Genomic DNA, 14814 nt, shown 5'->3' with positions numbered 1-14814 from the left:
CGGGCGGCTATGCCACCACGCGGCGCAGGAAGTGGTCGACCTCGGCTTCGAGGCGGGAGGCCACGCCGCTCACCGCGGTCACCGTCTCGGTGACGTCGGCGGCGGAGCGGGCGGTGCGGTCGGCCGCGTCGGTCACCGTCGAGAAGTCCAGCGCCAGGTCCCGGGTGCCGTCGGCGGCCTCGCTCACCGCGCGGGCGATCTCGCGGGTCGCCGCGCCCTGCTCCACCACCGCGGTGGCGATGCCCACCGTGGTCTCGGAGATCTGCCGCACGCGCTCGCGCATCGCGCCGATCGCTTCGACGGCGCCGCTCATGGAGGCCTGGACGGTGGCGATCTGGGCCGAGATCTCCTCGGTGGCGCGCCCGGTCTGGACCGCCAGCGCCTTGACCTCGGTGGCCACCACCGTGAAGCCCTTGCCGGCCGCCCCTGCGCGGGCCGCCTCGATGGTGGCGTTGAGCGCGAGCAGGTTCGTCTGGCCGGCGATGGAGTTGATCAGGTCGACGACGTGGCCGATGCGCTGGGTCGCCTCCACCAGGGTTCCCATCCGGCTGTCGGCGGTCTCGGCGTCCCGGAGCGCCACCTCGGCGGTCTCCTTGGCGCGGCCGAGCTGCTGGTCGATCTCGGCGACCGAGCCGCTGAGTTCGCGCGTGGCGTCCGCCACCGTGGCGACGTTGCTGGAGGTCGCCTGCGACCGGCCGGAGGCGGTGGCGATCACCTCGCGGGTGCCGGAGGAGATCTGCGCCATCTCGCCGGCGCGCTCGCGCAGGCCCGCGCTGCTGGCGGCGAGCGAGGCGAGGAGCGACGAGACCTGCTGCCGGAACGCGCCAATGGCCTCGTCCAGGGTGACGCGGCGGCGCCCGTCGGCCTCGGCGTCGACGCTGCGCTCCTCCTCCAGGGCCTTGGCGCGCCGGCTCACCCCGCGCAGATCTTCCAGCGCCTTCGCCACCGCGCCGATCTCGTCGCCGCGCCCGGTGTGCCGGATCGGGCTGTCGAGGTCGCCCGCCGCGAGGCCCGCGACGCGCGCCGAGATGTCGGCGAGCGGGCGGAACATCCGCATCGCCACGAGGCCGGCCGCCACGCAGACGAGGAGCGCGATCAGCCCCGCCGCGAGCGTGGTGGTGCGCATCGTGGCGGCGTAGGCGGCGTGGAGCGCCTCCACCGGCACCCCGACATACAGGATGCCGTTGACCTTGCCGGCGGCGTCGAAGGTGGGCTGATAGACGGTGTAGAAGGGCTTGCCGAACAGGACCACCGGCCCCTCGAAGGTCTCGCCCCGGCGCATGGCGGCCTGGGCCGGGCTGTCGGGCGCGAGCTGCGTGCCGACCGCCCGCTCGCCGTTCTCCTTGCGCACCGTCGTGACGCGGCGCACGAAGGCGTCCTTGGCCGGATCGAAGGTGAAGACCGTCGCGTTGCCGCCGACATAGGCCACCGCATCGTCCACCACCGAGACGTCGCCGAAGCTCGCCAGCGAGGGCGACTGGATCTTCCCGACGCGGCCGTTCTCCACGTTCACCGCCGCGCCGGTCACCCGCCCGCCGAACACGAGCGCGAGGGTGCGGATGTATTGCTGCGCCTTCTCCTGCTGCTGCGCTTCGAGGGCCGCCCAGGTCTGCCGCGACACCGCGAGCCACATGGCCCCGGCGGCGAGCACCACCGCGAGCGCCACCACTGCCACCGTCCTGGTGGCGAGACTCACCCTGCGCAACATCAATACCTCCTGCTGGTCTGCGAACCGTAACAGGCGAAAGATTGATGGAGCGTGTATGCTGCTTTGTTACAAGCAGGAGACAATCAACAGCCCCGGCTCGGTCTCCGAGAACTCAGCCGAATGATGACGCTGCGGAATTTCAATCGAGCTTCGACCACCGGGCGATGGCCGACGACTTGACCCTCGTCGGTCCGAGCACGGCCCAGAGGAGCGGACCACCTGAACCGGGTGAGTGGACGCGGGCGCGCCATCGAGATCGACCGCTCGCCGTGGCCCTGGTCAGACACTGGGCTGCTCGGCTGGGCGCTCGCCCCCACCACCCGTGGATACCCCCATTCGAATCCCAGGACGCAACCCGCATCGCGCAACCGCGAATTATTAACCCGTCCGTGTGTCACTAATTTCAAATAAGATCTAAATTGATCGATCGGATATGGTGCTAGAATGAAGATCAACGACGACGCAACATCGTGATGAGAATACCCCGTGTGAGTAGCAATTTAGCTGTTGTCGATTTGACATGACGCTCGGATTAAGGGATGAATACGCCGGATATTGACCCACTGCTTGCCGCAGAGTTTCACATACAGGCATTGCCGACGCGAACGCCGCGATGCAAGGCGAGAGATGCATGCTGGGCCCGGCCGTTCTGCGCAGCGCCGCGCGCGGCAGCCCCGCCCGGCATGGGCGCTTCGCGTGCCGGGATCGGCGGGACGAGCCGCCGGGGCGCCCCTTGCGGAGAGCACCGGACCGCTCCGGCCGTTGACGGCGGTCCTTCGCCCGCCAGGAGTTCGCGCCGGGCCGGCGCTGAGGCGCAACGGCCTGCCGCGCGGAGCCGCGGATGAGCCCGGCACGTCGTCCGCGGCGACTCGGGGCGGTGCTGTCCGCGCGGGGATCCGCCTTCCTCCGGGACCGGCGCGGCGCCGTGATGATCGTCTTCGTCATCGCCCTCCCGGTGCTGTTCGGGGTCGTCTCCGCGGCCGTCGAGTACGGCCGCCTGCTCCAGCGCCGCGCCCAGCTCCAGTCCGCCGCGGACGCGGCGGCCCTGGCGGGCGGCAGCATGCTCAAGCTCGTCAATGCCGATGACGACGCCGTGCGCAGCGCGGCGCTCCAGGTGTTCGCCGCCCAGGCGCGGACGCCGCCCGACCGCGTGTCCACGTCGAACGCCAGCGTGACGGACCGGCGCGGCGGCGTCGAGATCGCCGTGGAGGAGACGGTGCCGACCCTCATGGGCAAGCTCCTCAGCCTGCCCAGCATGACGGTGAGCGTGCAATCGAAGGCGCAGGTGGTGGGCCTGCTGCGGCTCTGCGCGCTCGCGCTCGACACCGCGGCGAAGGGCGCCCTCTCCCTGCAGAAGGCGGCGCAGGTCACCGCGCTCGACTGCTCGATCTACTCGAACTCGCGGCACGCGCAGGGCATCCTGGCCGGGGACAGCGCCGTGGCCAGGGCGCAGTCGTTCTGCTCGGCGGGCGGCTACCAGGGGGCGGGCGCGAACCTCGTGCCGGTCCCCATCACCCAGTGCGCGCCGATCCCCGACCCGCTCAAGGACCAGGTGCTGCCGGTGCCGGGCTCCTGCATCATGCTGCCCTCCTACATCAGCCCGAAATCCGCGACCGAGGGCAAGAACGAGATCAAGGACGTCACCGCGACCCTCTCTCCGGGCACCTACTGCAACGGCCTGAAGATCTCCGGCATGTCGCGGATCACGCTCAATCCCGGGGTCTACGTCATCAAGGACGGCCCGCTCGTGGTCGAGCAGAAGGCCAGCCTGTCGGGCACCGAGGTCGGGCTGTTCTTCACCGGCGACAAGGGCGGGCTGCGGTTCGACAAGGACACCACGGTCTCGCTCGCGGCACGCTCCGCCGCCCCGATGGCGGGCCTGCTCATCGCCGAGGAGCGCACGGTCGCCAGCCCGGTGGTGGCCCCGCTGGACGAGCCGGTCCCGCCCGCGCCGCCTCCGCCGAGCGGCACGAAGCCCCTGCGCGAGTACCGGATCGTCAGCGACAACACCCGGACGATGCTCGGCACCATCTACCTGCCGGCCGGGCGGCTGGTGATCGATGCCAAGAAGCCGGTGGCGGACCAGTCGGCCTATACGGTCATCGTGGCGCAGATGATCAACCTCTACGAGGGACCGAACCTCTTCCTGAACACCAACTACGGCGCGACCACCGTGCCGGTGCCGGACGGGGTCGGGCCGAAGGTCGGCGCCGTGTCGCTGGCGCGGTAGAGCACGGTCCGATCACGCGGCCATCGGATCTTGCTCTAGGCCTCTGATTTCGCCGCATTTTCTGCGACGAACCGGCATCCACTTCGCCGGAGAGTGCTCCAGCCCGCCGGGGCCGTCGCGGTCAGACCCGGAACCGCGCCGCGTGGCTGCCGACCTCCTCGAAGAGGGCCGGGGGCGCGCCCGCCGCGGCCAGCGCCTCCCGCAGGTCGCCCGGCCCGACGTCGCCCGGCAGCGCGAGGAGCTGGCTCAGGCCCAGGCGCTGGCCCGCGCTCGCCACGACCTCGGCGCCGCATTCCGCCAGCACCTCGTCCGCGCCCTCGCGCCAGCGCTCGAAGCGGGCGGCGTAGAGCACCCAGTCGCGCTGCGCGGCGCTCGGATCGTCGAGGGGCTTGGCGATGACGAAGACCGGGGTGCCGGCCGGATGGCCCGGCCGCTCGATGAAGGGCAGGCGGGCGATCACCTTGGGCCGCCCGGCCCCCGCGAGTTCTTCCCACCACACCCCCGCGGTGACGCCCTGGTCGAGCCGGAAGATGCCGAGGTCGCCGCGCGAATCCGCCACCGCGGCGATCACCGCCTTGGCGCTCGGATGCGGCCGGTAGGGCACCGTGAAGCCGAAGTGGAACCGCGCGGAATCGCGCATCGGCGCGTCGCCTCCCGAGACGTCCGCGTGCACGCCGAACGGGGCCTGCACGTACGTGAAGGTGGCGATGATGACCCGCCAGATGCCCTCCACCGTGTCGAGCGGGAGCAGGCCCGCGTGCCGCTCGGCGATCGCGCGCATCATCGAGGCCTCGCGCCCGGGCCGGAAGGCCGAGCCGGAGGCGGAGGTGCGCTTGACCGCGATCAGCCGGTCGATGATGCGCCCGCGCTCCATCAGGAGGTCGTGCATCGCCGCGTCGATGCGGTCGATCTCCGACCGGAGGGCGGCGAGGTCGGCAGGCGGGGACGGTGGGGTCATCGAATCGCGTGTCCGGGTTCAGCTCGCGCCGTCTTACGATCCGGCGCGGACGCGGGCCAGACGGCGCGCGCGTCCTCTCGATTGACGCCGGGGCGAGAAGGTCCTAACCCGGACCGTCCGGAGTAGCGGAATTTTCGACCGCTTTAACGAAATGCGCCGTCCGGACGATCCCGCCTCGCGGTCGGCCGCGCCGAGGAAGCCCCGAGTCCAGGAAGCCCCGAGCCCAGCATGGCCATCACCGTTCTCAAAGCCGGCCCGGAGAACGCCTCGCAGGCCGTGGAGCCGGCAAGTCCCGTCGCCCGCTTCGGTCCGGACGAGCCGCTGGCGATGGATGCCGGCGTGGCCCTGGCCCCCTGGCAGATCGCCTACCAGACCGAAGGGCGGCTCAACGCCGGGCGCACCAACGCGGTGCTGGTCTGCCACGCGCTCACGGGCGATCAGCACGTGACGCAGCGCCACCCGGTCACCGGCAAGCCGGGCTGGTGGGAGACCCTGGTCGGCCCCGGCAAGCCGGTGGACACGGACCGCTTCTTCGTGATCTGCGCCAACGTCGTCGGCTCCTGCATGGGCACGACCGGCCCGGCCTCGATCAACCCGGCGACCGGGCGCCCCTACGGGCTCGACTTCCCGCTCGTGACCATCCGCGACATGGTCCGGGGTCAGGCGATGCTGCTCGACCGGCTCGGCATCCCGGACCTCTTCCTGTGCATCGGCGGCTCGATGGGGGGCATGCAGGTGCTGCAATGGGCGGCGAGCTACCCCGAGCGGGTCTTCGCCGCGATGCCGATCGCCACGGGCGCGCGGCACTCGGCCCAGAATATCGCCTTCCACGAGGTGGGGCGTCAGGCGGTGATGGCCGATCCCGAGTGGCACGCCGGGCGCTACCTCGACGTGGGCTCGCGCCCCGCCAAGGGCCTCGCCGTCGCCCGCATGGGCGCGCACATCACCTACCTGTCGGAGCCCGCCCTCCACCGCAAGTTCGGCCGCCGCTTCCAGGACCGCGACGCGCCGACCTTCTCGTTCGACGCCGATTTCCAGATCGAGAGCTACCTGCGCCACCAGGGCATCAGCTTCGTGGAGCGCTTCGACGCCAACGCCTACCTCTACCTCACCCGGGCGATGGATTACTTCGACCTCGCGGCCGACCACGGCGGGGTGCTGGCGAACGCCTTCCGGGATACCCGCACCCGGTTCTGCGTCATGTCCTTCACCTCGGACTGGCTGTTTCCGACCTCGGATTCGCGGGCGATCGTGCACGCGCTCAACGCTGCGGCGGCCCCCGTGGCCTTCGTGGAGGTGGAGAGCGACAAGGGCCACGACGCCTTCCTGCTCGACGAGCCGGCGATGTTCGCGGCCGCCCGCGGCTTCATCCAGGCGGCGGCCCGGGAGCGCGGCCTGTGAGCGCGGGTCCCGAGATCCTGGCGCCCGCCCGCCTGCCCGACGCGGTGGGCCGGAGCGGCGCCCGCAAGGACCACCTCGTGGTGCTCGGCCTCGTGGAGGCCGGGGCCCGCGTGCTCGACATCGGCTGCGGCGACGGCTCGCTGCTCGCGCTGCTGCGGGACGAGCGCGGGGTCGACGGGCGCGGCATCGAACTGTCGCGCGAGGGCGTCAACGCCTGCCTCGCCCGCGGCCTGCCGGTGATTCAGGGCGACGCGGACACCGACCTCGCCAACTACCCGGACGACGCCTTCGACTACGTCATCCTGTCCCAGACCATCCAGGCGACGCGCAACCCGAAGGCGGTGCTGGAGCACCTGCTGCGGATCGGCCGGCACGCGATCGTGTCCTTCCCGAATTTCGGCCACTGGCGCATCCGGGCCGAACTCCTGCTGCTCGGCCGGATGCCGGTGACCGAGTACCTGCCCGACGCGTGGTACGAGACCCCCAACATCCACCACTGCACCATCCGCGACTTCGTCGGCCTGTGCCGGCTGGTGGGCGCGCGCATCGAGCGCGCCTCGGCCCTCGATGCCGGAGGCAACCCGATGCGTTTTTCCCTGCCCTGGTGGGTCTGGAACCTCGCCGGCGCGCAAGGGGTCTTTCTGCTGCGGCGCGGAACCGACCACTGAGCGGAGCTGCTTGAGGCGAATCCGGCTTCCGCCCTACGTAAACCCCCCTCTTTCCCGGACGACTGGAGCGTCAGCGGAAGGAGATCCGGGAACCAGGAGAGATGTGCCGCGCAGCGGCTCTGCATCGGCACCGTTGCAGACGAACAGGCGCTTCGCGACATCTTGCGCTGGTTCCCGGATCTCCTTCCACTTCGTTTCAGTCGTCCGGGAAATGGAAGGGGCGAGGGCCTGCTCAACTGATTTTATAGATTGCCCTCACCATTATCGCCCCCACATCGGCGCCTGAGGCTCCGGACCCTTCGTCATCCACCCGTGCGTCGGCGCACGCCGTTCCGTGGCCCCATCTGGGCCGGCCGGGCGGGGGTGTGCGCCCGCACCGCCGCATCCTCCCTCAACGTCAGATCAAGGAGCCGCACGCCGGCGGCCTCGCAGCCTCGGCCCGACCGCCAGCACCCCACGCTGGCACGGTTTTCAGGAGCGGATCATGGCCACGGGCATCTTCAAGACCGGCACCGACGCCGCCGAGACCCTCAGCGGCACCGCCAACGACGATGTCCTCAAGGGCGCGGGCGGCAACGACTTCCTCTTCGGCAACGCCGGCAACGACACGCTCAACGGCGGCACCGGTGACGACACACTGCAGGGCGGTGCCGGTGCCGACGCGCTGGAGGGCGGCGCGGGCATCGACACCGCGAGCTATTCCGGCGCGTTCAGCGGCGTCACCGTCAACCTCGAAACCGGCAAGGGCACCAACGGCGACGCCCAGGGCGACACGCTCTCCGGCATCGAGAACCTGCGGGGCAGCGGCTATTCCGACATCCTGACCGGGGATGCGGGCGCCAACCGGATCGAGGGCCTCACCGGCAACGACGTCCTGAAGGGCGGCGGCGGCGCCGATACCCTCGACGGCGGCTCCGGCACCGACACGGTGGGCTACAGCACCTCCGCCACGGGCGTCACGGTGAACCTCTACACCGGCCAGGGCTCGGGCGGCGATGCCCAGGGCGACCGCTACAGCAGCATCGAGAACGTGATCGGCAGCGAGCACGACGACGACATCGCCGGTGACGCCGGCGCCAACTCCCTGTCGGGCGGCGCGGGCAACGACACGCTGAAGGGCGGCGGCGGCGCCGACTCCTTGGCGGGCGGCGCGGGCAACGACACGGCGAGCTACCGCTTCTCCACGGCGGGCGTGAACGCCAACCTCGAAACCGGCCGGGGCACGGCCGCCGACGCCGAGGGCGACACCTATTCGGGGATCGAGAACCTCCGGGGCAGCGACTACGGCGACTGGCTGCAGGGCGACGCCCAGGGCAACAGGCTCGAAGGCTTCGGCGGCAACGACACGCTCAAGGGCGGCGGCGGCGCCGACACCCTCGACGGCGGCGCCGGCATCGACGTCGCGAGCTACCTCGGCTCGACCCAAGCCGTGAGCGTCGACCTCGGCACCGGCCGCGGCGCCGGCGGCGACGCCGAGGGCGACGTGCTGCTGGCCGTCGAGAACCTGACCGGCAGCCTCTACGGCGACCGGCTCACCGGCGACGCCGCCGCCAACGGCCTGTCGGGCCACGACGGCAGCGACACGCTCCAGGGCGGCGGCGGCGCCGACACCCTGGACGGCGGCGACGGCAGCGACACGGCGAGCTACGCGGCCTCCGCGACGGGCGTCAGCGCAAGCCTCCTGGGCGGGACCGGCTCCGGCGGCGACGCCGAGGGCGACGTGCTGCTGCGCATCGAGAACCTGACCGGCAGCGCCCACAACGACACGCTCCTCGGCAACGCCGGCGCCAACCTCCTGTCGGGCGGGGCCGGCAACGATACCCTGCGGGGCGGAGGCGGCGGCGACACCCTGGACGGCGGCGCGGGCAGCGACACGGTGAGCTACGCCGGGTCGTCCTACGCCACCGTCGACCTGATCAACGGCCGCGGCGGCGCCGGCGGCGGGAGCTGGGACACCCTGATCTCGATCGAGAACGTGATCGGCTCGGAGACCGGCGACCTCTTCATCGCCAACGCCGAGGCCAACCGCTTCGACGGCCGCGGCGGCAGCGACAGCGTCAGCTACGTCGGCTCCACCGCCGCCGTGCAGGTCGATCTCGGCATCGGCACCGGCGGCGGCGGGTTCGCGGCGGGCGACAGCTACAGCGCCATCGAGGCCGTGACCGGATCGAACTTCGCCGACACCCTGCGCGGGACCGGCGGCGACGACGATCTCGACGGCGGCGCCGGCACCGACCTGATGGAGGGCCGCGGCGGCAACGACACCTATCAGGTCGGTGAAGCCGGCGACCGCGTGATCGAGGCCAGTGGCGGCGGCGACGACACGGTGGTGGCCCGCGGCAGCTACACGCTGGAGGCCGGCCAGGAGATCGAGCACTTGGTGGCGTACTTCGATCGCCGCCGCCCGATCTCGTCCACGCTCACCGGCAACGAGTTCGCCAACGAGATCAGGGGCGCGGAAGGCTACGACCGGCTCAACGGGCGCGGCGGCGCCGACACGCTGACCGGTGGCCGCGGCGGCGACACCTTCGTGTTCGACTCGGCCCTCGTCAGCGGCCAGTTCGACCACGTCACCGACTTCACCCCGGGCGCCGACAAGATCGAGCTGTCGTCCGGCGTCTTCTCGGCCCTGCCCAAGGGCGCCCTCGACGCCGCCGCGTTCAAGGACCTCTCGGCCGGCCCGGTCGATGCCAGCGACCGCATCCTCTACGACCGCGCCAGCGGCGGCCTGTTCTACGACGCCGACGGCGCGGGCGCCGGCGACCGGGTGCAGTTCGCCACCCTCGACACCAAGCCCGTCCTCTCGGCCGGCGACTTCCTGGTCGCCTGAGGCGACGATTTGGTCGCCTGAGGCGACTAGCCGGTCGCCTGATCAATCAGCTTGGCGCGACACCCCGCGCCGCAGCATCCCGACCGTTCAGCACCGCCGCGGAACCCGATTCCGCGGCGGTGCTTCGTTGCGGCCACCGACCTTGCCCCCACGTCGGCGGCTGAGGCTCCGGGTCCGAAGTGGCCCGCCCGTGCGCCGGCGCACCCCGGTCCTGGGCCGCAGCTCGGCCGGCCGGATCCAGGTGCGCCCCCGCACCGCCGCGTCTTCCCCAACGTCAGATCAATGAGCCGCACGCCGGTGGCCTCAGCGCCGGCACGGATTTCAGGAGCGGATCATGGCCACGGGCATCGTCAAGACCGGCACCGACGCCGCCGAGACTCTCAACGGCACCGCCAACGACGACGTCCTCAAGGGCGGCGGCGGCAACGACACCCTCTACGGCGACGTGGGCAACGACACGCTCTACGGCGGCACGGGCAACGACACCCTCAAGGGCGGCGGCGGCGCCGACGCGCTGAACGGCGGCGAGGGCATCGACACCGCGAGCTACCTCGGCTCGTCGAGCGGCGTCACCGTCAGCCTCGAAACCGGCAAGGGCACCGGCGGCGACGCCCAGGGCGACACGCTCACCGGCATCGAGAACCTTCAGGGCAACGGCTACGGCGACTTCCTGATCGGGGATGCGGGCGCCAACAAGATCGAGGGCTTCGGCGGCAACGACTTGCTGAAGGGCGGCGGCGGGGCCGATACCCTCGACGGCGGCGTCGGCACGGACGCCGTGAGCTACGCCACCTCCGCGGCGGGCGTCTCGGTGAACCTCGGCACCGGGCAGGGCTCGGGCGGCGACGCCGAGGGCGACCGCTACATCGGCATCGAGAACGCCATGGGCAGCAACTACGACGACACGCTCGTCGGCGACAACAACGCCAACTCGCTGGCGGGCGGCACGGGCAACGACACGCTGAAGGGCGGCGGCGGCGCCGACAGCCTGGAGGGCGGCGCCGGCACCGACACCGCGAGCTACCGTCTCGCGACCGAGGCGGTGAGCGCGAACCTCGAGACCGGCAAGGGCGCGCGGGGCGAGGCCGAGGGCGACACCTATTCGGGCATCGAGAACCTGCAGGGCAGCGGCTACGGCGACTGGCTGCAGGGCGATGCCCAGGCCAACAAGCTCGAAGGCTTCAACGGCAACGACACGCTCAAGGGCGGCGGCGGGGCCGACACCCTCGACGGCGGCGCCGGCATCGACACCGCGAGCTATCTCGGCTCGACCAGCGGCGTGAGCGTCGACCTCGGCACCGGCCGCGGCTTCGGCGGCAACGCCGAGGGCGACGTGCTCCTGAACGTCGAAAACCTGCTCGGCGGCAACTACAACGACGCGCTCACCGGCAACGCGCTCGCCAACCTCCTGTCGGGCAACGACGGCAGCGACACGCTCCAGGGCGGCGGCGGCGCCGACACGCTGGAGGGCGGGGCCGGCCTCGACACCGCCACCTACGCGAATTCCGCGGCGGGCGTCCGCGTCAGCCTCCTGGCCGGCACCGGCAACGGCCAGGGCGGCGACGCCGAGGGCGACGTGCTCAAGGACATCGAGAACCTCACCGGCAGCGGCTTCGACGACGCGCTCACCGGCACCACCGCCGCCAACCGCCTGGCGGGCGGAGCCGGCAACGACACCCTCACGGGCTGGGGCGGCGGCGACAGCCTGGACGGGGGCGCGGGCAGCGACACGGTGAGCTATGCCGGCTGGAGCAACGCCACCGTCGACCTCGTGAACGGCCGCGGCAAAGCCGGCGGATGGGACTGGGATACCCTCACCTCGATCGAGAACGCGATCGGCACGGACACCTCCGACCGCTTCATCGCCAACGCCGAGACCAACAGCTTCAACGGCCTCGGCGGCAAGGACCACGTCAGCTACGAGGCCTCCACCGCCGCCGTGCAGGTCGATCTCGCCACCGGCATCGGCACCGGCGGGTTCGCGGCGGGCGACACCTACCTCAGCATCGAGTGGGTGAGCGGATCGAACTTCGCCGACACCCTGCTCGGGGGCGGGAGCTCCGACAGCCTTCAGGGCGGCGCGGGCGCCGACCTGATGGAGGGGCGCGGGGGCGACGACATCTATCAGGTCAGCGAGGCCGGCGACCGCGTGATCGAGCGGGCGGGCGGCGGCAACGACGTGGTGGTGGCCCTCGCCAGCTACACGCTGGAGGCCGGACAGGAGATCGAGCTGCTGGCCGGCTCCACCGGAAGCTTCGACGTGCGCGCCTTCACGCTCACCGGCAACGAGTTCGCCAACGAGATCAGGGGCGTGGGCGGCGACGACCGGCTCAACGGGCGCGGCGGCGCCGACACGCTCAAAGGTCAGGGCGGCAACGACACCTTCGTGTTCGACTCCGCCCTCGTCAGCGGTCAGTTCGACCACGTCGTCGACTTCACCCCGGGCGCCGACAAGATCGAGCTGTCGTCCGGCGTCTTCTCGGCCCTGCCCAAGGGCGCGCTCAATGCCGCCGCCTTCAAGGACCTCTCGGCCGGCCCGGTCGATGCCAGCGACCGCATCCTCTACGACCGCGCCAGCGGCGGCCTGTTCTACGACGCGGATGGCGCGGGCGCCGGCGACCGGGTGCAGTTCGCCACCCTCGACACCAAGCCCGTCCTCTCGGCCGGCGACTTCCTGGTCGCCTGAAGCGACGATCTGGTCGCCTGAGGCGACGATCCGGTCGCCTGAGGCGGCCGCCCGGTCGCCTGACAAGGCAGCTCGGCGCGGGACCCCGCGCCGCAGCTTCCCGATCCTCCGTGCCGCCGCGGGACCCGTTTCCGCGACGGCACTTCTCGGTCAAGATGCCGGAGCCGGTCGCCGTCGGACCCGGCGGATCCGGGACATCGCTTCGCAAGGGGGCCTCATGGCCGAGGATCCAGCACAGGCCGCCGCGGAGTCGCAGGCCGGGCCGCCGCCCTTCCGGCTGTGGCGGCCCGACCTGCCCGCGACCGCGCTCGGCCTCGCGGTGAGCCACCTGATGACCAAGCCGGTCTTCGCCAACCTGCGCTTCGGCGAGTGGTCGCGGGTGCTGGTGGGGCAGGTCAACCGCGGCCATTACTGCTTCGCGCTCGACCCCGCCGGCCAGGTCCAGGGCTTCGCCGGCTGGGCGCTGACCACCCCCGACAAGGCCGAGGGCTGGGTCACGGGCACCCGCCCCCTCGCCTACGACGAGTGCCTCCAGGGCGACTGCCTCGTGTTCAACGCCTGGTCGGCCAACTCGACCGCGGCCCACCGCTTCCTGGTCGGGCAGGCGCGGCTGTTCGGGCACCGGGCGCGGATGATGTACTTCCGCCGCTACTACCCGGACGGGCGCGTGCGCCCGGTCCGGCTCCCGGTCAACGACTTCGTGCCCGGCCACATCCGGCGCGGCGCGGGCTGACGGGCGGGCCGCCGCGGCACGAATCACGATCATGCCAGGGTTACGCGGCGGCGGCTGGCCGAGGCGGCGGCGAGACCGATATTCCTCGCCCATTCTCCCCTTGCCAGCCGCTCCCGGCCCGGACCCGCGCAGGGTCCTCCGCCGGGAGCGGCGTCCGGGTCCTTCGAGAAGCGCCGCATGCGTCCCGCCCGCATCGTTCCCCTGGTGGTCGCGACCGCCCTGTTCATGGAAAACACCGACTCGACCGTGATCGCGACCTCGCTGCCGGCGATCGCGGCCGATCTCGGTGAGGACCCGATCGCCCTCAAGCTCGCGCTCACCGCCTACCTCGTCAGCCTCGCGATCTTCATTCCGGTCTCGGGCTGGATGGCCGACCGCTTCGGCGCACGCACGGTCTTCCGCTGGGCGCTCGCGGTGTTCATGGCGGGCTCGCTCGCCTGCGCGGCCGCCGATTCCCTCGGCTGGTTCGTGGCCGCGCGCTTCCTGCAGGGCATGGGCGGGGCCATGATGGTGCCGGTGGGCCGCCTCGTGCTCCTGCGCAGCGTGCCCAAAGCCGACCTCGTCCAGGCGCTGGCCACGCTGACGATCCCGGCCCTCGTCGGCCCGGTGATCGGCCCGCCCCTCGGCGGCTTCATCACCACGGCGCTGCACTGGCGCTGGATCTTCTTCATCAACATCCCGATCGGCCTCGCCGGGATCGTGCTCGCCACGCGCTACTTCGGCGACATCCGGGAGGCCGAGCGCCCTCCCCTCGACCTCACGGGGTTCTGGCTCTCGGGCGCGGGCCTCGCCAGCCTGATGCTCGGCCTCGCCTCGGGCGGGCGCCACCTCCTGCCGCCGGCACTCTCCTGGGGCTGCACCGGCGCGGGGATCGTCCTCCTCGCCCTCTACTGGCGCCACGCGCGGCGCGCCGCCCATCCGCTGATCCGCCTCGACCTCCTGCGCGCGCCGACCTTCCGGGCGGCGATCACCGGGGGCAGCCTGTTTCGCATCGGCACGGGGGCGATCCCCTTCCTGCTGCCGCTGATGCTGCAGATCGGCTTCGGGCTCGATCCGTTGCATTCGGGCCTCATCACCTTTGCGTCGGCGGCGGGCGCCCTGTTCATGAAGACGATCGCGGCGCGCATCCTGCGCGCCTACGGCTTCCGGACGGTGCTCACGGTCAACGCGGTGGTGGCGGCCTTTCTGCTCGGGCTGATCGGCCTGTTCACCCCCGCGACGCCCCACGCGGTGATCCTGGGCGTGCTCCTCGTCGGCGGCTGCTTCCGCTCGCTGCAATTCACCGCCGTCAACGCCATCGCGTACGCGGACATCGACCCGCGTGACATGAGCGCGGCGACGAGCCTCGCCAGCGTCGCCCAGCAGCTCTCGCTCAGCATCGGGGTCGCCTTCGGCGCCGCCGCGCTGGAGAGCGCCGCCGCGTGGCACGGGCACGCGGCGATCGGGGCCGATGACTTCTGGCCGGCCTTCCTGGCGGTCGCGGTGGTCTCGGGTCTCTCGACCGTCGCGTTCCGCCGCCTCGCCCCGGGGGCGGGCGCCGAGGTCTCGGGCCATCGCCGCGTCGCGGCGCGGCCCACCGCCGACGCCGCCTGACGCGTTC

9 protein-coding genes are annotated in these 14814 nt (G+C 71.9%); 7 read left to right on the top strand and 2 right to left on the bottom strand.

What is annotated here, in order from left to right; translation table 11 throughout:
• Positions 1–7 precede the first annotated feature (7 nt).
• Positions 8–1708, bottom strand: coding sequence for a methyl-accepting chemotaxis protein (locus ACKUB9_RS02205; RefSeq protein WP_407519020.1), 1701 nt, complete (start codon positions 1706–1708; stop codon positions 8–10).
• A gap of 841 nt (positions 1709–2549) precedes the next feature.
• Here ACKUB9_RS02205 and ACKUB9_RS02200 point away from each other — a divergent pair.
• Positions 2550–3938: a TadE/TadG family type IV pilus assembly protein gene (locus ACKUB9_RS02200; RefSeq protein WP_407519018.1), complete on the top strand. Its 1389-nt coding sequence runs from the start codon at positions 2550–2552 to the stop codon at positions 3936–3938.
• A 121-nt stretch (positions 3939–4059) separates the two neighbouring features.
• Here ACKUB9_RS02200 and ACKUB9_RS02195 read toward each other — a convergent pair whose 3' ends face one another.
• Positions 4060–4896: a chorismate mutase gene (locus ACKUB9_RS02195; RefSeq protein WP_407519016.1), complete on the bottom strand. Its 837-nt coding sequence runs from the start codon at positions 4894–4896 to the stop codon at positions 4060–4062.
• 228 nt (positions 4897–5124) lie between these two features.
• Here ACKUB9_RS02195 and metX point away from each other — a divergent pair, with 228 nt between their 5' ends.
• The 6 genes from metX (at position 5125) to ACKUB9_RS02165 (ending at position 14807) form a co-directional block, all read left to right on the top strand.
• Positions 5125–6297 carry a homoserine O-acetyltransferase MetX gene (gene metX / locus ACKUB9_RS02190; protein WP_407519015.1) on the top strand — a complete coding sequence of 391 codons (1173 nt, stop codon included), beginning with the start codon at positions 5125–5127 and terminating at the stop codon, positions 6295–6297.
• A complete protein-coding gene (gene metW / locus ACKUB9_RS02185) occupies positions 6294–6965 on the top strand; it encodes a methionine biosynthesis protein MetW (RefSeq protein WP_407519014.1) in 672 nt (223 codons plus the stop codon). The genes metX and metW overlap by 4 nt, the downstream gene beginning before the upstream one ends.
• A 484-nt stretch (positions 6966–7449) precedes the next feature.
• A complete protein-coding gene (locus ACKUB9_RS02180) occupies positions 7450–9795 on the top strand; it encodes a beta strand repeat-containing protein (protein ID WP_407519013.1) in 2346 nt (781 codons plus the stop codon).
• Between the two features lie 334 nt (positions 9796–10129).
• Positions 10130–12481: a beta strand repeat-containing protein gene (locus ACKUB9_RS02175; RefSeq protein ID WP_407519011.1), complete on the top strand. Its 2352-nt coding sequence runs from the start codon at positions 10130–10132 to the stop codon at positions 12479–12481.
• Positions 12482–12698: 217 nt separating this feature from the next.
• Positions 12699–13214 (top strand): toxin-activating lysine-acyltransferase, encoded by a 516-nt coding sequence (locus tag ACKUB9_RS02170; RefSeq protein WP_407519009.1) that lies wholly within the window; start codon positions 12699–12701, stop codon positions 13212–13214.
• A gap of 177 nt (positions 13215–13391) precedes the next feature.
• A complete protein-coding gene (locus tag ACKUB9_RS02165; protein ID WP_407519008.1) occupies positions 13392–14807 on the top strand; it encodes a DHA2 family efflux MFS transporter permease subunit in 1416 nt (471 codons plus the stop codon).
• Positions 14808–14814: the final 7 nt, after the last annotated feature.

The organism is Methylobacterium oryzisoli, assembly GCF_046557895.1.
Lineage (GTDB): Bacteria > Pseudomonadota > Alphaproteobacteria > Rhizobiales > Beijerinckiaceae > Methylobacterium > Methylobacterium oryzisoli.
The sequence above is the reverse complement of the archived record's forward strand: the minus strand, read 5'-3'. Positions and strand labels throughout refer to the sequence as shown.